At 37.6% G+C, this 20,656-nt stretch carries 15 protein-coding genes and 2 pseudogenes; 3 read left to right on the top strand and 14 right to left on the bottom strand.

The genetic code is table 11. The features are described from left to right. Nucleotides 1–15: 15 nt before the first annotated feature. The 4 genes and pseudogenes from ACFQZ1_RS20575 to ACFQZ1_RS20560 form a co-directional block, all read right to left on the bottom strand. Nucleotides 16–360, bottom strand: coding sequence for a Na-translocating system protein MpsC family protein (locus ACFQZ1_RS20575; RefSeq protein ID WP_002168730.1), 345 nt, complete (start codon nt 358–360; stop codon nt 16–18). A gap of 181 nt (nt 361–541) precedes the next feature. Continuing rightward, nucleotides 542–1,024, bottom strand: coding sequence for a helical membrane plugin domain-containing protein (locus ACFQZ1_RS20570; RefSeq protein ID WP_377884020.1), 483 nt, complete (start codon nt 1,022–1,024; stop codon nt 542–544). 15 nt (nt 1,025–1,039) lie between these two features. Continuing rightward, nucleotides 1,040–3,979: a formate dehydrogenase subunit alpha gene (gene fdhF / locus ACFQZ1_RS20565; protein WP_377884019.1), complete on the bottom strand. Its 2,940-nt coding sequence runs from the start codon at nt 3,977–3,979 to the stop codon at nt 1,040–1,042. Then, nucleotides 3,948–4,140: pseudogene (locus tag ACFQZ1_RS20560) on the bottom strand (hypothetical protein). Before ACFQZ1_RS20560 ends, fdhF begins: the two are co-directional and overlap by 32 nt. Before the next feature lie 342 nt (nt 4,141–4,482). On the opposite strand from ACFQZ1_RS20560, the gene ACFQZ1_RS20555 reads away from it, so the two are divergent. Together ACFQZ1_RS20555 and ACFQZ1_RS20550 are read left to right on the top strand one after the other, a co-directional pair. Next, complete coding sequence (locus ACFQZ1_RS20555) at nt 4,483–5,376, top strand: hypothetical protein (protein WP_377884018.1); 894 nt, start codon at nt 4,483–4,485, stop codon at nt 5,374–5,376. Between the two features lie 33 nt (nt 5,377–5,409). Then, nucleotides 5,410–5,847 (top strand): ABA4-like family protein, encoded by a 438-nt coding sequence (locus ACFQZ1_RS20550; protein WP_377884017.1) that lies wholly within the window; start codon nt 5,410–5,412, stop codon nt 5,845–5,847. Nucleotides 5,848–6,653: 806 nt separating this feature from the next. Here the strand turns inward: ACFQZ1_RS20550 and ACFQZ1_RS20545 are convergent. The 4 genes and pseudogenes from ACFQZ1_RS20545 to ACFQZ1_RS20530 all read right to left on the bottom strand — a co-directional run. Further along, nucleotides 6,654–7,856: an L-lactate MFS transporter gene (locus tag ACFQZ1_RS20545; RefSeq protein ID WP_377884016.1), complete on the bottom strand. Its 1,203-nt coding sequence runs from the start codon at nt 7,854–7,856 to the stop codon at nt 6,654–6,656. A 137-nt stretch (nt 7,857–7,993) separates the two neighbouring features. Next, nucleotides 7,994–8,734 carry a LytR/AlgR family response regulator transcription factor gene (locus ACFQZ1_RS20540; protein ID WP_377884158.1) on the bottom strand — a complete coding sequence of 247 codons (741 nt, stop codon included), beginning with the start codon at nt 8,732–8,734 and terminating at the stop codon, nt 7,994–7,996. Beyond that, entirely contained in the window at nt 8,709–10,478 is a 1,770-nt protein-coding gene (locus ACFQZ1_RS20535; RefSeq protein WP_377884015.1) for a LytS/YhcK type 5TM receptor domain-containing protein, read from the bottom strand. The genes ACFQZ1_RS20540 and ACFQZ1_RS20535 overlap by 26 nt, the downstream gene beginning before the upstream one ends. A gap of 171 nt (nt 10,479–10,649) precedes the next feature. Further along, nucleotides 10,650–10,829: pseudogene (locus ACFQZ1_RS20530) on the bottom strand (transposase domain-containing protein); the annotation flags it as partial. Nucleotides 10,830–11,251: 422 nt separating this feature from the next. On the opposite strand from ACFQZ1_RS20530, the gene ACFQZ1_RS20525 reads away from it, so the two are divergent. Next, nucleotides 11,252–11,629: a hotdog family protein gene (locus tag ACFQZ1_RS20525; protein WP_336483061.1), complete on the top strand. Its 378-nt coding sequence runs from the start codon at nt 11,252–11,254 to the stop codon at nt 11,627–11,629. Nucleotides 11,630–11,860: 231 nt separating this feature from the next. On the opposite strand, the gene ACFQZ1_RS20520 is transcribed toward ACFQZ1_RS20525, so the two are convergent. The 6 genes from ACFQZ1_RS20520 to wrbA form a co-directional block, all read right to left on the bottom strand. Further along, nucleotides 11,861–13,579: an NAD-dependent malic enzyme gene (locus ACFQZ1_RS20520; protein WP_377884014.1), complete on the bottom strand. Its 1,719-nt coding sequence runs from the start codon at nt 13,577–13,579 to the stop codon at nt 11,861–11,863. A gap of 226 nt (nt 13,580–13,805) precedes the next feature. Beyond that, nucleotides 13,806–14,774 carry a 2-keto-3-deoxygluconate permease gene (locus ACFQZ1_RS20515; RefSeq protein WP_377884013.1) on the bottom strand — a complete coding sequence of 323 codons (969 nt, stop codon included), beginning with the start codon at nt 14,772–14,774 and terminating at the stop codon, nt 13,806–13,808. Nucleotides 14,775–15,005: 231 nt separating this feature from the next. Beyond that, nucleotides 15,006–15,713 carry a response regulator gene (locus ACFQZ1_RS20510; RefSeq protein ID WP_377884012.1) on the bottom strand — a complete coding sequence of 236 codons (708 nt, stop codon included), beginning with the start codon at nt 15,711–15,713 and terminating at the stop codon, nt 15,006–15,008. Further along, nucleotides 15,710–17,311 (bottom strand): DcuS/MalK family sensor histidine kinase, encoded by a 1,602-nt coding sequence (dcuS, locus tag ACFQZ1_RS20505; RefSeq protein ID WP_377884011.1) that lies wholly within the window; start codon nt 17,309–17,311, stop codon nt 15,710–15,712. The genes ACFQZ1_RS20510 and dcuS overlap by 4 nt, the downstream gene beginning before the upstream one ends. Nucleotides 17,312–18,216: 905 nt before the next feature. After that, nucleotides 18,217–18,372, bottom strand: a complete 156-nt coding sequence (locus ACFQZ1_RS20500; RefSeq protein ID WP_377884010.1) for a hypothetical protein — start codon at nt 18,370–18,372, stop codon at nt 18,217–18,219. Nucleotides 18,373–19,966: 1,594 nt separating this feature from the next. Next, entirely contained in the window at nt 19,967–20,578 is a 612-nt protein-coding gene (wrbA, locus tag ACFQZ1_RS20495) for an NAD(P)H:quinone oxidoreductase (protein WP_336483068.1), read from the bottom strand. Nucleotides 20,579–20,656 lie beyond the last annotated feature (78 nt).

Genomic DNA, 20,656 nt, shown 5'->3' with positions numbered 1-20,656 from the left:
ATCAGTATCCTTCTCTCACGTTATATTTTTATCAAAGACAAATACTGAAACTGCAATATCTTCGTCCACTTTCATATCCGAAAATAAATGAACTAATTTCGCCCCAACAAGCTCTTCCAAATGTTCACGAGAATTAACAGCATAAACCTCCTGAATCATTTTCGTTCTAGCCATATGAACCATTTCCGCACCATCCATAGTTCCCGAAATGAATTTCTCAGTAGGTGTCAAATTCCCATAAAGTGTGGCAATAGCCATATTCTCAGCAAATACAGTATGAATTCGTTCCGGCCCTTTACCGAACAAATCCTTTCGAAGCTTTCGTATCATATCATTAAATTCATGTACCATTTTTGACATTCTCTCATTCCTCCCCAGTTAATCAATAATATTTTTTCGAATACTACTTCATCATACACATTGTAACAAAATGACCTTTTCGTCTGAATTATTCCACTCAAATAATGAGACGAAAAGGTTCATCTTTAGGAATTATTTCAAACATGCATACAACGTATGAAATAATATTATTGTTGCTTACCTATTCGTCTTTTAACCCTTTACCCATACCTTTTAAGAAATGAAGACCGAATCCGATAGCACGGTTAATGTCTGGATCCTTAAGTACTTTCATAAGGTCCAGTATTCCTACTTTTTTATTACTTTGCAGATGCTCGTTTCCTTCATCCATACCTGTTAATACACTACTTACAAGTTTTTTAGTAAGTTCCGGATTAAGTTCTGTTAAAGCTCCTGCAGCGCCCATCATATTATTAATTAAATTCGTAACTGGTTCACGAGTGACTTGTCCTAGAACAATTTTTGCGATTGGTTCTTTCGCTTTAAGCATCGAATTTGCAGCTTCCAGCATCCCAATGTCATTCAGTTCACCTACAATATTAAACATTTGATTTAAAGCTTCTTCATTATTAGCTAAGAGTAGCTTTAAATCTTCTAGCTTTTGTTGTTTTTGTTCTTCCTCAGTTAGCTCCTGCTTTTGGATTGCTTTAATAGGTGCTGCCATATTCTTTTCTCCTCCCTAGTTATCCGTTAAGTGCACGTATCCTGGACGAGCCCACTTACGATTTACCTCAATCCCATTTTGAGGGTGACGCTTTTTGTTACGTGGATTCGCTTTTGGCATCGGATTTTCACCTTCTACTTGTAACACTTCCATACGAACTTTCGTTTGTTTATATGCAGGTGTATTCGTACGTTGATCAACCGCAGGACCCGTTAAGAAATTAATTGCCGATTCTTTATCTGTCGAGTTCATCGGTAAATAAAGTTCATTTGCTTTTACACGATCCGTTACAAGCGCACGTAATTTAAGTGCTCCAAAAGGAGAGACTAAACGCACTAGTGAACCAGTTTTAACTCCACGTTCTTTTGCAAGTTCTGGAGAAACTTCAACGAAAACACCAGGCACTTTAGCTTGAATACCAGTTGATTTATTTGTCATGTTACCTTCATGGAAATGTTCAAGCATACGACCATTATTAATGTGAAGATCGTATTCCGCTGGGAATTCAGCAGGACGTACCCAGTCAGCTATGGCGAAACGAGCTTTTTTGTCTGGGAAGTTAAATCCATCTTGGAAAAGAAGCGGAGTATTCGTTCCGTCAAAGCTTCCCCAATGGAAACTGTTCCAACCTTCAAGCACTTCATAGTTTGCTTTTGCGAAAAGTGGCGATAAACTTGCCATTTCAGCAAAGATTTCACTTGGATGACTATAGTTCCAGTTTGCGTCTAATTTATTTGCAATCGCTTGTACGATCCACCAGTCTGGTTTCGCATCTCCGAGCGTAGGAAGTACTTGATATAGTCTTTGTACACGACGTTCTGTATTTGTAAAAGTACCTTCTTTTTCAAGAGATGGCGCTGCTGGTAACACTACATCGGCATATTGAGCAGTTTTAGAAAGGAATACATCTTGAACGACAAAGAAGTCAAGGCTTGATAGAACTTCATGTACATGATTTGCGTTAGAGTCTACAAGGGCCATATCCTCTCCAACAAGATACATGGCTTTCATTTTCCCTTCTTCAATTGCGTGAAGCATTTCAATGTTGTTGAGACCTGGTTTGTTATCAATTTTCACCCCGTAAGCTTGTTCAAATTTCGCACGTTCTACATCGTCGGTAACGTGCTGATATCCTGGAAGCCAGCCTGGGAGAGTTCCCATATCACAAGCACCTTGTACGTTGTTATGACCTCGAAGTGGATATGCGCCAGCACCGGGGCGACGATAATTTCCTGTTGTAAGAAGTAAATTTGAAATCGCAGCAGAAGTATCTGAACCACCCGTATTTTGAGTTACACCCATTCCCCAAAGAATACAAGTACCATCTGCATCGCGAATCATTTCGGCCATTTGAACGAGAGTTTCTTTTGAAATGCCTGTAATCTCTTCTGCATATTCAAGTGTATATTCTGCAAGACTATCTTTGAAATCTTCAAAGAAGTTTACATTCTCGTCGATGAACTGTTGATTATGCCAACCTTGGTCAATCATATATTTCGTAACAGCCATTAACCATACTTGGTCTGTTCCTTGCTTTGGACTAATAAAGATATCTGAACGCTCTGCCATTTCGGTTTTACGAAGATCTGCAACAATTAGTTTTTGACCGTGAAGTTTATGCGCACGTTTCACACGAGTAGCTAATACCGGGTGACCTTCTGTTGGATTACAACCAACGATTATAACAAGACCTGATTGCGCAATATCTTTAATCGTTCCCGCATCTCCGCCCATACCAATTGTACGGAACAATCCATCTGTTGCTGGTGATTGACAATAACGAGAGCAGTTATCAACATTGTTCGTTTCAAACACTTGTCGAGCTAATTTTTGAATGACATAGTTGTCTTCATTCGTAATTTTAGAAGAAGAAATAAAGCCTACAGATCCTTTACCGTATTGTTCTTTAATGGATCCTAATTTATTTGCCACTAAATCAAGCGCTTCTTCCCAAGTTGATTCAACAAATGTTCCATTTTTACGAATTAAAGGCTTAGTGAGTCGTTTTTCAGAATTTACGAAATCCCAACCAAATTTCCCTTTTACGCAAGTAGAAATTGCATTAACTGGTGCCTCAGAAGTTGGTTGTACTTTAAGAATTTTACGTCCCTTCGTCCACACTTCAAATGAGCATCCTACACCACAAAACGTACATACTGTTTTCGTCTTCTTTGTACGAGTTTCGCGCATGGCAGCTTCTACTTCTGATATAGCGAAAATACCGCTATATCCAGGTTCAACTTCTTTTATAAGATCAACCATCGGCTCAAGAATGTCCGGTTTCAGCCCAGTCATAAATCCAGCTTCACCAAGCATCGATTTTTCCATCAAAGCATTACAAGGACAAATAGTTACACATTGACCGCAGCTTACACATGAAGAATCGTTAATATCCACTCCATCGTCCCAAATAACACGAGGACGCTCTGCCTCCCAATCAATAGATAATGTTTCATTTACTTGCAAGTTTTGACAAACCTCTACACATTGACCGCACGCGATACACTGATTAGGGTCATAGCGATAGAATGGATGAGACATATCAACTTCGCTTGTATCTACTTTTGGTTTGTAAGGATATTTTTGATGCTCAATTCCCATTAATTCTGCCGTATTATGCAATTTGCAGTTCCCATTATTGTTGTCACAGACCGTACAATAAAGTAAATGGTTTTCCAATAAGCGGTCCATCGCCTCAGTTTGTGCTGCCTTCGCACTAATAGAGGACAACTCAATATTCATACCGTTCGTTGCTACTGCCCCGCAGGATCGCACAAGTTTTCCATCAACTTCTACAATACAAGTATCACACGTTTGGATAGGATCCACTTCAGGCACGTGACAGATTTGTGGATGTTCAATTCCGTTCTCATTAATGATACCCAATATAGTTGAACCGGGCTTAGCACTATATTCTTTGCCGTCAATTGTAATATGAACCATGCTGTCGTTCATGGTCGTTCCCCCTTTTTGAGAATAAAAAAACTCCACCACGAAAATATACGCACCGAATTAATAGGTACGCTATCATCATGGTGGAGTAGTTAATTAGCACATCTTGCTAAAATACCAATCCATTTATTTGTAAGTAAAATGATAGATTCATAACAGGTCATATCACGATTCCATCTTTAACACTATCATTATAGCGTTTACTCCAAAAATATACAATATAAAAATTATAAAAAAGTCACAGCACTTAATGCTCTGACTTTTTTGAGTTTGAAACAAAGATGCACTGTTAGGTCTCTTAATTACGGTATCGGAGGTTTTGGATTTGCCACAATTGCTCCATTTTAAGGATAAAACGAAATAACAGTTCAAATTAATGATGCAGCAACAGACATCCCAGGCAGTAACAGTGCTGCCTTTTTATTCATATTTTATTTATTTGTTAATAAATAAATAATGAAAGTCATTTCTATTAAAAGAAATCATGAGAAAGGAATGATAAATTGATGAAGGCAGACAATCAAAAAGTCGACAAAATGTCTGGGATGAAGCTCTTTGAAGGAGAAAAGCTGCTCGTAATTATTAGCATGCTTGGCTTTGTGCTTGCAGTTTGTATTGCGGTATATATTGGACTATACGGGGCAATCATTTTTCCAGAAGGCGACTTGGAGCGGGCGTTTTCTTTCAATGCCGCAATCGCATTGTTTATTTTGTCCATAGCGGCCATTTTACCGATAGCGGGGCTGAGTTCCCGCAAACGGGCAGCTATTCGTTGGGCTTTCACACTGACAACCCTATATGCCTATGCGATCGAAACGATCCAACATTTTCGCGGGATTAATCCGCGGTTTACGCGTACCGGCTCTGCTATCGATTCGATTGCTGGCGCTTTGTTTGGGCTTGATGCGCTGTTGATCATCATCGTCACTGTACTACTTGCCATCCCGTTTTATCGCAAAAGACAGACGAATGAACGTCCGCTTTTAGTATTGGGCATCCGCTATGCACTTTTCTCAACCATGATTGCCTTTGCCTCAGGAATATGGATAATGGCGCTGCAAAGCCGATATACGGGTGAAGCAGGAAACTTAATTGTCCTTCATGGGCTCGGCTTTCATGCTTTGCAAACACTAACGTTGCTAGGATGGTTATCGGAGCGGGCACATACAGGTAAGAGACGTGCCCTGCGGCGAATCCATTTTGGGAGTTTCGCTTGGACGCTTGCCATCGTGCTGATTGGTTTACAAACCGCCCTCGGGCGTTCCGTTTTTGAACTGACAGTGCTACCACTCCTTTCCGGTGCCATGCTGCTCATTTGGCTTGCCACATTCGTTGCCGCTGCATTTGAACTGCTGAGACCGAAGCCGGTGACTGCCAATCCATCATCACATAGAAATTAAAATAATATTTTCCTGGAGAGAGGAATTGTAACGATGTATGAAAAACTGTTTTCTCTTGCGGGCATAGCTATACTGCTCTGGCTTCTTTTGATACTGTTGCCGACGTGGCGAGTCACAAAGTTTCTCGCGGACATAGCCATTTTTCCAATGTATCTCGCTGCACTTTATGCTATTGGAATCATCATGGCCATCGTAGGCTCAAGCTTTGGATTCATTCAAGATTTCGGGTCGGCGGAGGGTGTTATCCGACTGTTGTCCAAACCGGACTTTGCCTTACTCGTCTGGCTTCATTTGCTTTGCTTCGATCAGGCGATCGGCCATTACATTTATAGGGATAACATGGAACATCGGTATGTATCAATACCGATGCAATCTATACTCTTATTCCTCATCCTGATGTTCGGTCCGCTTGGGTTGTTATGTTATCTTGTGCTGCGGCAGGTAAGGAAACGGAACAAGATAACTTTATAAAACTAAGCAAGCTATCAAAAGTATAACGTTTTTTCGTTTTCGGGTATTGGTTTACCTTAACTTGATAAGAATGGGGTCTCGCCACATCCAATCAAGCTAACAAATAAAAATACCCCAAAACGAAAAAAGTGAACTTAATTATCATAAATAAATGTAGGGAGAAAAAATTTCGTTTTGGGTGCACTTCAAAATCTTAAGTTGATGGGTATAAAGTCCCGTCAACAAGACGCGAATTTACAACGTTAAGGAATCTTAGACAATACAATAGCCGATAAACAAGTACCTCAAGGGAAAAAATCGATATTGAGTACTAATGCTACGAACCCAATTTTTTTACTCCGTATAGCAAAAAACGGTTACAGTATGGTATTCATTATGAACGGATTCAAATGGGGAACCGTTTTGCTCTACATCCGATTAACTTTATATGAAATATGAAGAGAAGAGGGAATACGATGCAACCATTCGATCACCGGAATACATAGAAATGATAACAGTTGAAGTAAAACATTCAGTATGGTAGTAATAACTCTTAAAACTTGAAACGATATAGCTATATGGTAGTAACAACTCTTAAAACTTGAAACGATATAGCTATATGGTAGTAACAACTCTTAAAACTTGAAACGATATAGCTATATGGCGGTAACAACTCTTAAAACTTGAAACAAATATAACTATATGACTACAATAGCTCACCCTGTAGTTTTTGCATTAAAAAAGCATGACATAAAACTGTCATGCTTTTTATCATATATTTCGTAACTTTACGTTTACTTTTAAAATGTAATAAAAATTTAAAATGCTCACGCTACGCTGCGATAATTTTCTTGTTTTTCTTTTTGCTGACTAGGTGGTCGAATTAAAATAGCGATAATAAATGACACGACACACAATGCGCCAATCACCATAAAAGTTGGTTTAAATCCACCTAGAAGTGCACCGATAAAGGAACCTGCGAGTGCTCCAAAACCAAAGCCTTGATACACGATTCCGTAGTTTTTACTATGATTTTTTAGACCGAAGAAATCACCAACAATGGCTGGGAAAATCGTGATATTTCCACCAAAACAAAAAGCAACACTTGCTACACAGGCGAAATAAATGCCATAATTTAAGTTCATAAAACTAAGAACAAAGACAGACATAGCTATAACGACAAACGTTGCGGTAACAATTTTTAAACGGCCGATTTTATCTGACAACGGTCCCAAAATGATTCGACCAAGCGTATTAAAAATCGCAACCATAGCGACCGCATTAGCTGCTGTTGCTGCGCTAAGTCCTACGAGTTGAACACCGATATCTTTTACCATCCCAATTAAGTATAAGCCACTCATACATGATGTAAATAACATAATAAATAACAGATAAACTTCTTTTGTGCCTAGCATTTCTCTTGTTGTAAAGTCATGACTTTTTGTTTCATGAACTGTATCTTCTTCAGCGGCTTTATGGATTAAACAAGCGCCTATCACTACCATAACCGCGACAATTAAGCCCCAATATAAAAACGCTTGTGATACACCAACTGAAGCAATGAACTTTGCGTTAATGTATTTAAAAATTAGGCTACCCGTGCCATATGCGGAGACAGAAATACCAGAAATTAAACCTTTACGTTCTGGAAACCACTTTATTAAATTGGATAGTGAAGTAATATAGGCTGTACCATCTGCGTAACCTACAACAACTCCTGCTAGTACATAAAGCATTGGTAAAGAGGAAACTTGCGAACTAAGCATCAAGCCAATTCCTAAGGCTAATCCGGCTATCATAATGAGTTTACGAAGCCCTAATTTCTCTTGTAATTTACCTGCAAACAAAGTTGAAAATGCTAAAGAAAAGCTAGTGATTGAGAAAGTTATCGCAACAGCGTTAAGACTCCAGCCGTATTTACTCACTAAAGGTTGATTAAATAAGCTCCATGTATATATCGTTCCAAGTCCCATTTGGACAATGACTGTACCGAGGACAACAAGCCATGGATTAATAGATGAACGTTTCATACTATCCTTCCACCTCTTTCGATTTGATAGCTTTATTGTATAGGATGTAAACGATTCCGTAAGCACTTACAACACAGAGCGTCAAATATATGAAATCAGTTACAGAAAAAGAAGGACGAAATGCAAAAAGCTGCTTGTTAAATACGAAGCAGCTTCTTTAATTCTTTTGCATAAGTACGGCTTACAGGCACTTTTGAATCCTCTTTCATAATTAAATTATAGGTAGAGTTAAACCACGGCTGGATTTCAGAAATATGATTTACATTTACGATAAAACTGCGATGCACACGCATAAAATTCATTTGTGGCAATTTCTTTTCTAATATAACAAGCGTATCGTACGTCACATACGTATCACAAATCGTTTTCACAATTACTTTTCCGTCCAACAATCCAGCGTATACGATATCTTCTATATTCACTAATACAATCGATTCATCAATCGGCAGCGCTAATTTTTCCATTCTGCTAGATACATCTGACGCATGTACTTCTTGTTTCTCCTCCATTTCATGCTGTTTTCGTTTTTTAAATTTCTTAATCGTTTGAGCAATGCGCTCTTCGTCAAACGGCTTTAAAATATAATCTAAAGCATCTACTTCAAATGCCTGAATGGCATATTGATCATAGGCCGTTGCAAATACAATAGCAGGTGGATTTTTCATCTTCTTTAGTATATTAGCAATCTCAAATCCATTATCATCCGACAACTGAATATCTAAAAAAACAAGATCCGGTTTACTTTTCATCAACTTCTCTAACGCTTCTTCTACACTGTCTGCCTCATCAATTATATCGACCTCTTTCGTTCGATATAATAAATATTTTAATTCATCCCGTGCCAACATTTCATCATCGACTACTAATATTTTCAATATCGCTGCCTCCTTTTCTTTGAATTGGAATCGTAAAGGAAATCTCCGTCCCTGCTTCCAGTTCACTGACAATATGAAGCGTTGTATCTTTTCCAAACAGCCCCATTAACCGTTCATTAATATTATATAATGCTGTTCCCGTCCCTTTTTTTGACGATACAATTGCTTTTCCTAACCGCTCTAATCGCTCCGGTTCAATCCCTTGACCGTTATCTTTTATTTTGAAATGTACGCTGTTTTGCTTGGCATAAACATGAATTTCAACTTGGCTTAGAGGTTGTTTTTTGGAAAATGCATGACGAAGAGCATTTTCTACTAATAATTGCAGCACAAACGGTGGAAGCAAAATATTGTGCAGTTCGTCTTCAATATACATTTTCACTTCATATTTATTCGGAAATCTTGCTTGTTCTAACGACAAATACGCATGCACATGATTCAATTCTTGTTCTAACGGAATGAGAAGTTGCCTTGCACCTTGTAAATTGCAGCGAAAATACACGCTTAGCTGTAACAATAATTTCCTTGCTTTCTCTACATCTGTACGACATAAAGCAGAGACTGTATTAATCGCATTAAAAAGAAAATGAGGGTTAATTTGTGCTTGCAGCGCCTTTATTTCCGCATCTTGCAATAATTTACTTTGCAGTTCTGCTTCTCCAAGCTCAAGCTGCGTTGAAAAGATTTTCGCTAATCCTTCTGCCAGCTCTTCCTCTACGGGGCTTAATGAATTGGGATTTTTAAAATAAAGCTTTAACGTACCGATGGTCTTTCCGCGAGATGTGAGCGGAATCACGATTGCAGCTTGTAATAAACACCCTTCATGCTGACAATTAATCCCTTCGCGCGACTTTGCTTTCATAATTTTCTCGGTCTTTAACACCTCTTTTGACAATTCAGTAATTAAGCTATGGGAAGGAATATGATGATCAGATCCTAATCCAACATGCGCTAATATTTTTTCTGTATCTGTTAAAGATACTGCATCTGTTCCTGTAAAGCGATGGATAATTTGTGCCACCTGCGTACATGATTCTTCCGTTAATCCTTGGCGGAAGTACGGAAGTGTTTTATCAGCAATGCGCAATACTTTATGCGTTTGTAATGCCTTCGCATGTTCTTCTTGTCGTAAAATGGACTGAATCATTGACAATAGAATAAAACTTCCAAAACCATTTACGAGAATCATTGGGAGTGCAATTGTTTTCACAATGCTCCAGCCGTCATCAATTATGAAAAGAATCATAAGCATTTCCAGCGATACCATACAGATGCTAAGCACTGCAGAAAACTTAGGGGTTACAACGCGATTCCGTTTTTGATATAAATAGCCAATATAACCTGTCACAACCCCAGCTAAAATAGAAGAGATTGCACAGCTCAATGCGGTCGTTCCCCCTAGTACATAACGATGAATGCCGGCTATCAACCCTACTCCTATTCCAACAACTGGTCCTCCAAGTAATCCGCTAATCCCAATTCCCATAATACGCGTGTTCGCAATCGTACTAGAAGAAGAGACGCCCTGCAGCCAGTTATCATTCATAATCGTATTACCAGAAATCTCAATCCCTGTGTAGTTGCTTACAATTGTAAATAATGAAAATATGCCAATTAACATAAAGCTACCTTTATAGCCATCTTGCTTATGTAGCAGCCAACGGAACGCCTTAATATGCGAAAGTAAATATCCTAAAATAACGATTAAACCAACGCGTTCAATCATCATTAATAATAAATCTCCCATTTTATGTCCATCCTTCATGTATTCACTTCATTTCATTCAATATATTACTTCATTATGTCTATACCGTAAATGTTAATAAAATCCCAAAAATACCATGAAGATTGATTTTAGAGTTACTTTTTGTTTACTTCACTTTTTTCGGCCTTTGCAACTAGATGGTAAATCCATTGACTACAGCAAGACTTTATCAATTTCCTCTTTATTATTTAAATCGATATTGGGGAGCGTTTCAAACAAATAACGAAGATAATGATAGGAACTTAAATTGTTCTCTTTTGCGGTTTCAACCACACTATACATGATGGCACTTCCTCTAGCACCACGTGGTGTATTTGAAAACATCCATTTTTTCTCCCACCGATTTTTTGTTGAACAAGTCGGGGACGCTTTTCTCTGATTAAACTTTCATTTTCCACAGCGGATTACCATTTAAATTGACAGGTGTAAAAAGATAAAAAAAATTGTTTACTGAATAAAAAAGTTCTTTACTATATAGTAAAATCCTATGAAAGCTTAATGTAGATTTGAATAAAGTTGCGACGTTTTTCTTATTTAATAAACGTAATATAATAATTGAATTGCGCTACAAAAAAGAACGTCTATATTATAGATTTATAATAAAATTTGATTGGAAATATTGGATAAGGTGGTTTGAATTATCTTCTTTTATAATGTCTCTGTATAATAAATACAAGAATACTTTGATGTTAGTTAACTGTGTATTCCAGCTGTAAAATTAAGTGAATCATAAAATGTTTTGAGGAGAAGTATGGATGGAATTGCAAGTAGGCGAAAAAATCACCTTTGAGCGAACGTTTACAAAAGAAGATGTTGTCTTATTTACAAAGGTATCTAAGGATCAGGGGATTCATCATGTTACACCAGATGAACAAGGACGATTTGTTGTACAAGGACTTTTAACATCAACACTCCCTACGAAAGTTGGCGGTGATTATAATGTATTGGCTCGTAAGATGGATTTTGAATTCTTACGCCCCGTCTTTAGTGGTGATACGATCCGTTGTGACGTAATTATTGAACAATTTGAACTGGATGAAAAAAATCGCACAAAAATTACTGCGGCATTTACATGTATGAATCAACTTGAAAAAGAAGTATTAAAAGGAAGTTTCTCAGGCATAATTCTTTAATCATTTATAAAAATATGTAGTATAACTTTTGACAGGATTGAAAAATCAAATAAGATAGATGTGCAATTTTATACTATAGAAACTTAAACAATCGATGTAATAATTCATGGAAGATTTCCCAAAAAAGGATTGGCCCCATTTAATCTAGTTGATTACAAAAAATGCCTGTCACTGCCTGGAATACCGAAAGTTCGATCAATTACCAGAAGTACAGGCATTTTATTTAACTATTTAATATGCATAGGAATTAATCTTTGTCCAAATACCTACACTCTTAATTTCTTTATACTCAGGTTTCCACATAGCATCTTCAATAGCATTGTCAACATCTTGAATATCTATTCTTGCAATTCCTTCGTGTATTGCAGCTTGGGCTACTTCAATGGCTACGTATTTTGAGACTTCATGAAGCTTTTCAATGGATGGCAGCAGGGATGCGCCTGATGTGCTGGTATCTGACATTTTGGCAACTGCATTTGCTGCTGCTGCGAACATTCCTTTTGAGATAATTTCAGCTTTTGCAACAATTGCTCCAAGTCCAAGCCCTGGGAATACAAATGCGTTGTTTGACTGTCCGATTTCATAGGTAACACCTTTGTATTTTACATCGGCAAAGGGGCTGCCAGTCGCAATTAACGCCTTGCCATCTGTCCATTTGATTAGGTTTTCTGGCACTGCTTCAGCCAGCGCAGTCGGGTTGGACATTGGCATGATGATTGGACGTTCAACATGCTTGGCCATCTCTTTTATAATATCCTCAGTGAAGGCACCGGCTTGTCCGGAAGTACCAATCAGGATGGTTGGCTTCACCCTTTGAACTACTTCCATTAATGTAATGATCCCTTCCTCATTCTTATCCCAGTCTTTAACTTCATCCACCTTTCTTGTATAAGGCTTCTGGAAGTTCAGAACATCTGGTGTTTCATCTGTTAGTAAACCCCGATAGTCTACAGCCCAAAAACGATCATAGGCTCCTTCTCTGGTCGACCCTTCTAGAACCATGGCATCTGCCATTTGGTCTGCGTTACCAATGCCGGCAGCCCCTGGTCCAAAGACAACAATGCGCTGGTCCTTCAGGGTTTCTCCTGTTACTTTCAAAGCAGACATAATAGCAGCAAGAGTAACAGCACCTGTCCCCTGGATGTCATCGTTGAAGGTAAGGATTTTGTCACCGTATTTATCCAAGATTTTTCGCGCATTGACGTTGCCAAGGTCCTCCCAGTGAATGAGAACCTCTGGAAAGAAATTTCTTGCAGTCTGAATGAATAAATCAATAAATTGATCATAACGATCACCGCGGACACGTGCGAATTTGTTGCCGATATACATAGGATCTGCAATCAAAGCCTGATTGTTCGTGCCAACATCCATCACGATTGGCAGAACACGGCTTGGATCAATACCAGCTGCAGCCGTGTACACGGCAAGTTTACCAATCGCAATATTAATACCGCCTATCCCTTGGTCCCCAATACCAAGAATGCTTTCAGAGTCGGTAACGACGATTAAATCAATACCATTTTTGGGCTTTCCTAGATTATAAAATGCCTTTTCAATGCCCTCAGGATTATCAATGGAAAGATATAAGCCACCTGGGTGACGGTAGCTATGGGAGTATGACTGGATTGCATCACCGACAGTAGGAGTGTAGATGATAGGGAGCATTTCTGCCAGGTGTTCTTTCAAAAGACGATAAAACAAGATAACATTGCGGTTATATAAATCATAAAGCAGCCCGTTTTTAAACAGATTCGTCGTCTGCATCGAATATTGTTCATAGACCCTATTAACTTGCTCATCAAGGGTGAGTACTTGTGGCGGTAATAGACCTTCAAGTCCAAGGTCTTCTCTTTCCACTTTCGTAAAAGCTGTTCCTTTATTCAAAAAAGGATTGGAGAGAACTTCTTTTCCTTTTATTGTAGTTATAATAACATTCTCAGGTACATTCATGGCGTTTCCTTCCTTCTATCTTAAAATAGCTATTCCGACAATACCGTAACCATGTTAATAAAATTTTCCTTATCCCACTAGTTTTTTTAACGTAATGACCCTTTTTTGTAACTAAACAAAGCAGACAGTGAAACCGCTGACTGCTTTGTCTTTGTTTCTTTTTCAAATTGGCTTAAAAGCTTCAGCAGCATGATGGCTAGGATAACAGTAGATTTTTACTTTATTGTCATGCTGCCCCTGCAATTGGTTTTTTAGCTTTTTTCTTTTCGGACATTTTAAATGCATAATTAACAATAATCGGACAGACTATTGCAGATATTACACATGCAGCTGCAACTTGTGCAGTAGCTCCTGGTGCTATGTGAGCTAAGGATGGATCTGCTGCTGCAACAACAGCTGGTGTAGCTACAGCGTTCCCTGCTGTTGACCCTGTTGCTAAACCAACGATAGGATTTTCTTTAAATAACTTCAAAAGTAAGTAAGCTCCAATCCCAGTGAATGCGGCTATTAATCCTAGTAATATGCCAGGACCTCCCGCTTTTATAATAGTTGAAAGATTCATTCCTGCACCTAATGGGAATGAGAAGAATGGGATTAATAATAATTTACTGCTTCCAAGGAACTTTCTCATATCAGGATCAATATTTCCTAAAATCATTCCTATTACGATTGGAATTAATACTCCTACAAGTGTTTGAAAAGGAATTGTGGCAAGTCCGGATGCACCTAATGCAACTAATGTAAAAAATGGACCATCTTTTAAAGAAAATAAAGCATATGCGCCTACATCAGTTTCGTCACCATACGATGAAGCAAGAGATGCATATAATCCACCATTAGCATTTAATAACGCTGCAAGGATGGCTAATGGTGATAATCCTAGTACTCCGGCAGGCCCAAAAATCGCTGCTACAGTTAAACCTATACCAGCACCCACTATAAATTTTCCTGTTAATAATATTGCACCTTTTTTTATTGCCTTTGGTGCTAATTTAAAATTAATTTGTGAACCAATTAAAAACATGAAACATGCCAAAATGGTAGATGATGCTTCTTTACTAAATAATGCCGTTGTAAAACTTCCAATTTTTAAAAGTTGCGGGAAAAAGGTATTCGTTAATACTCCTAAAAAAAGTGGAACAACCATCATACCACCTGGAATTTTATCAAGCGTTTTCTTAATTGGAATTTGCATTTTTAACCCTCCTAAAGTAGTTTTTATAATCTCGAAAGGAATCCGTTATTTTACCAATTATTCCAACAATTGAAGAAAGCGGTTCCAATTTTCTTGCATCTTGTACTATGTTTTAATCTCCCTTTGTTTTGTTACATGTCTATCATATTCGGAAGGAACGCGTTTTCATAGTTTATGAAAGTTTAATAATCCTTTTTGTAAATAAAAAAAGTAAGCAGTTTCAAAAACTGCTTACAAAAAGTTTTTTATTAGGTGTTCCTTATATTGGTTATATTCATGCTGATACACAGGCCGTCCGATTGTTCCATAGATGACTTTGACATCAAGTATTCCTAAGTCCTTTAGGAAGTTAAGGTACTTTCTTGCTGAAACCTTTGAAATGCCTACAACATTAGCTACTTCATCAGTGGAAAAAGGCCCCCGCTTCAACTCTTGAACCGCACCCCATATCTGCTTTAAGGTATCCTTGGTTAATCCCTTTGGGAGTTCCTCTGCAATTACGGCTTCTTCTCTGTGCAAAAGTAAGTGATCGAGCTCCTGCTGACTTACCGAATCCTGTTTATCAATTAACCGAGTTTGCTCAAGGTAGGCAGCAAGTGCAGCGTTAAACCGATCAAACTCGAAAGGCTTAATTAAATAGTCGACAACACCATACCTTAATGCCCTCTTAATTCGTTCAAGATCTGAGGCCGCTGAAATAATGATGACATCACTTTCAAGATCATTTTTCCGAAGGTACGATAACAGCTCCAGGCCCTGTTTTCCCGGCATAAAAATATCCAGAAGAATGAGCTGAATATCATTCTTTTCTAAAAGTTGGATGGCTTCAGCAACTGAATTGACTATTGCAACTAAACGGAACCCGTCAATTTTAGAAAGGTACTGCTTATTGATTTTCGCTACCATTGGGTCATCTTCAACAATCATTACATTAATCATTTCCATACATCCTCTTCTTTATAAGGTATATATACAGCAAAATTCGTTCCCTTTCCAGGCTTGGACGAAATAATCAGGTCCCCCTCCAGTCTTTCAATTGCCTGCGCCAACAGGTATAATCCGAACCCACGGTGATTTCCTTTCGTTGAAAAGCCTTTATTCAATATTTTGTTTTGGAGTGAATTCGTCATTCCCACTCCTGTGTCTTTAACCTCTATTGTTAAAATATCCTCTGCGTAATCCAGTATAAGGTCGATTTTTTTGTTTGGACTGTCTGCAATTGCCTCCATTGCGTTATCGACGAGATTTCCAATTATCGTTATTAAATCATGTGTAATTTCCGAGTTGGCAGGCTTGGGAAGTGTATTTGCACTATCAAATGAAAGTAAGGCCCCTGATTCTCTTGCAAAGCTTAGCTTGCCAATCAGAAACCCGGCAAGAACCGGATCTTGGACTTTTTTCGTTACAAAGCCCACTTCCGTTTCACGGTGGTTAACGACTTCACTCACATAGTTAGCAAGTGTATCGTATTGTTCAGTACGAACCAGGCCAAGAATGACATGAAGTTTATTCATGAATTCATGAGTCTGAGCACGAAGAGCTTCCGCATAATTGCGTACACCTGTAAGCTGTTCAGCCAAAACTTGAACCTCGGTTTTAGCACGGAATGTTGCGATTGCTCCCACCGGCTGATTTTGCACAATCACTGGTACCCTGTTTACTAGAATGGTAACCCCATGCACGTTCTGTTCTTGGTCGAGCTCTGTCTCACCCGATTTGATAATGCGACTTAACCGGGTCTCTGGCAAATAATCTTCAATGTTCTTCCCTATAGGATTCTCTCCAAGTCCGGCTTTTTTAAAAAGCTTACTGGCTGCCCTGTTTACAAGTGTGATATTCCCTTCTTGGTCGATGGCTATGATTCCCTCACGCACAGACTGAAGCATGGAACTACGTTCTTCAAGCAGCTTAGCAATAGCGATCGGTTCGAGTCCTAAAAGGATTTTTTTGATGTATCTTGCTAGGCACACTGCACCGATTACACCTATTAGGATTCCGATTAACGTCCCTATAACGACCGCCAGTCGTCCTTTCTGTACCGCCTTTGTAACGTTCTCTAAAGTAATTCCTACAGCAACCGCACCCACTTGTTTTCCCTGTGAATTTTTTATTGGAGTAAATGCCCGCATGGATCGACCGAGAGTCCCCTTTGAAATGGACACATACTCCTTTCCTTTAAGAACTGGCCCTTCATCTCCTCCCATGAAGGGCTTTCCAACCAATTCGGGGTCCGGATGGGATTGACGAATTCCTTTCATGTTCATAACAACAACGAAGTTGACATTGATCTTTTCTCTAATTTGATTACTAAAAACTTGGACATTTTTCTTGTTCGCTTTCCCTTCAAGGGCTTCAATCACTTGCGGACTAAGGGCTACCATCTTTGCAACATTGAGGGCCTTTTCTTTCTCTGTTTCTTCCACACTGGAAGTAATTCTTTTGCTTATTATTAAATCAGTTATTCCAAGTGATAATACGACGACAATACAAACAAATATAATAATAATGGCTTGTAAACTAAGTTTGCCCTTTTTCATAATCTCCTCCAGGTATTATTAAAATTATAGTATGTATAAGACTTATCCCAAAAATGACAAAAGGCCGCTAAGCTCATAAAAAAGCTGTAAGCAGCCTTTATCATTAATCATCGAATTAGCAAAATGGTACCTGCCATAATTAAGGTGAGAACCATTGCACTTTTTAAAATTGACAGTTGAACATCCTCCGCTCCCAATAAACCCCAGTAATAACATAGTAGGTATGAAATTCAAAGATATCGCCCCCGAACACACTTTCACTTCATAAAAAGAAATTTATCCAATTATATTGTAGTACTTGAAAATGGCAGGACACTTTTTGTAATTAAAAAAAGTGTTTGGGCAGGGAAATAAAACCAGTTTTCAAAAGCAAGGAATAGCTAAAAAAATTATAAAGTTTTTACTTGAGCACTTCCTTTCACTCCCTGATAAAACATCCCGATATCACGGAAAACTCTCAAATTCCTTTTTCAAGTCCTGAAACAGAGGACCGCGTACTTTCGCTTTCTTTTAAAAATAGGTAAACAAGACGGTTTCTTCTGCCATCACAAAAACATAAGATGCTAGAAGGAGTGGTAATGAAATACTCAAAAAGTATAATTGGAGAGTGATTCAATGGAGTTAAGACCAGAACTTATAGTGGAAGTAGTTCCATTTGGTCCAGACCAAGAAACTATAAATTAATTAAGAACTATCTGTGGCAATCATCCTTCTATCCAATCATTTTTACGGGGAACCAGGCATCTGTTGCTCTCATTGGAATTGCTTGATCATGAGGATATTCCTGGGAACCAAGCCATAAACAGTCCAAAAAATTCTCAATCTAGACCTCCTAGTAATTTTCTAGCCACATACTATGACTACACCAATAATTGTACAGTATTAGCAACTGGATCCATTTATGATCAAGGACGCATCAGAAGTAAATCTTCAATTGTAATTCTCTCCATATTAGTTCCTTTGTACTCGCTTATATAATCAGCAGTGGATTGTTTTTCACTTTTAATATAACCATCTTCGATAGCCATTCCAATTAACAACGAATCAATTGACTTAGCCATTGAAAAGATGTATTAACAGTGTCCTTGTCATATCCGTTGTAATATTCTTCTATCACTACCTTGTCATCGTGGACAATGATAAAAGACGTGGTGTTTGTTTCCTTTAGTAAGGTATCCAATGGCTTTGTTCTGCCTTTTCCTCTATACATATAGTCTATTGGCATGGTTTTTAAGGATTCATCCAGGTTGTATGTGTAATAATAGGGCTGAGAGCTTTTTTGAATCATCCGTCCAGGAAATACTTTGTAATCCATTACATCCGAATTTCCATTTACTATCGTCCTAAAAACATATTGTGGGGAAAATATTAATGAGGAAACGAATACAAGAAGAACTGAGCATATCAAGGAAATTATTAAGAAAAAAGTAATAGCTTGGCAGTTTTTTTCATTTTACCTCCTTAATTTCAAAAAAATATTATGACCTGAAAGTTATTGTCTATTCCATTTTACTTTTAAAAAAAGAAAAAAATGCTACACTCCCCCTCAAATAGTAAAAAAGACAATATCCCTAAACCGGAAGGATATTGCCATCATAGGTATGATATATATTTAACTTTACTACAAACTCACTATTAGCCTAGATAAAAATAAAAAACTTCATTTATTTATGGTATGGTTCGCCACCCTTGATACTAAATTTGCTCCTCAACAATCTGGCCCTTTAGTGGAGTAACTTTTTGCTACTCAACAGTTCCTTAATCCGCCTTTCAGTTCCGATCTTCTTTTCACCTTTCACTATAAATCCCCCCTTTTAGATAAACAGATTCAAAGGGGCAAAACATCGCATCTTTTTTATAAACACCGTGACTTTATTTAAAAACGACACATAAATTTGATGATGAAGGTTGCTATACAGCAAAAGATAAAAAAGATCTTTACTCATTCGAGAATGTAATGATTAAGCGGTTTGCTAGTAAAGAACTTTTTTATATAAGGACAACAGGCTAACTAACGCTGTTATCGATAAAGAAAAAAACGCTTAGAGTATAAAAAAACTCTGATCGTTTCTTTTTATCGAGTTATTCAACAGAAAAAATGTTAGAACAGTGTAAAAATAAGCATCCCAATTATCATGTAAACACGGGTACATTTACGAATACTTTATTATTAACAAATTACGGATAACTAACAAAAAGCATGACATAAAATTGTCATGCTTTTTCGCTATTAAAAAATTCTTCTCTTACAGTATTATTTTTTTAATATATTAACGTAAAAACTCATTCAGTGGTACTTTTCATTCTTTATAATAACCTTCAACAGTACATACCATTTTCATTACCCAGTAGCGAACTTTTTCCCTTTGGATAACACTGTGTTCAGAGAAAATTTATTTAGACTGGAAATTATTGATTTAATTCATTTTTAAACGCAGTCTAGATAATTTCCACCTTCAAAATTTTACCTATTTTTTATCTTTTAATTCCCTCATGTATATATATTATTATTAATTTAAAATGCTATTAAATTATTTAAAATCATAATAGAAATTATACTAAATACCTTTAAATGTAGAGTGACAATAAAGTTGTTACATTATAGAGAATTAAACTAAAAAAGCACCAATCTTAATTCTTGATTGGTGCTTTTTCTTATTGATTTGCTTTTTTAACCATATCGGCAACAGTTACTGTACGTTTTGCTTGATGTTTCACGGCTGCTTGTACATCTTCAATCATTTTTCCATCTTGACCAACAGTAACACTAGTACCATATGGGTTTCCACCTGCACCAAATGTTACTGGATCCGTATATCCAGGTGCAGCCACAATTGCTCCCCAATGATACATAGAAGTATATAATGATAAAATTGTTGCTTCTTGGCCACCATGAGCGTTTTGTGCAGAAGTCATCGCACTCACAACTTTATTTACAAGCTTCCCATTAAACCATAATCCACCTGTTGTATCTAAAAATTGTTTCATTTGTGCAGGCATATTCCCAAAACGAGTTGGTACACTGAAAATAATCGCATCTGCCCATTCTAAATCATTTAATGTTACCTCTGGTACATCCTTTGTTGCTTCAATATGAGATTTCCAAACCGGATTTCCTTCTATTACAGATTGTGGAGCTAATTCTGGTACTTTTAATACTTTTACTTCTGCACCAACTTCTTTTGCACCTTCCTCAGCCCACTTTGCTAGTTGATAGTTTGTTCCACCCATGCTGTAATAAATCACTGCTAATTTTACATTTTCCATTGTTTTCTTCTCCTTTATTGATGAATCCCCAAACAATTTGGATAAAATACCCATTTTATTACACCTACCTATTTTTTC

It is taken from the genome of Bacillus sp. CGMCC 1.60114 (assembly GCF_042676365.1).
GTDB classification, from domain to species: Bacteria; Bacillota; Bacilli; order Bacillales; family Bacillaceae_G; genus Bacillus_A; species Bacillus_A rhizoplanae_A.
Note: the sequence above shows the minus strand (reverse complement) of the source record. Positions and strands in the feature narration are given on the sequence as shown.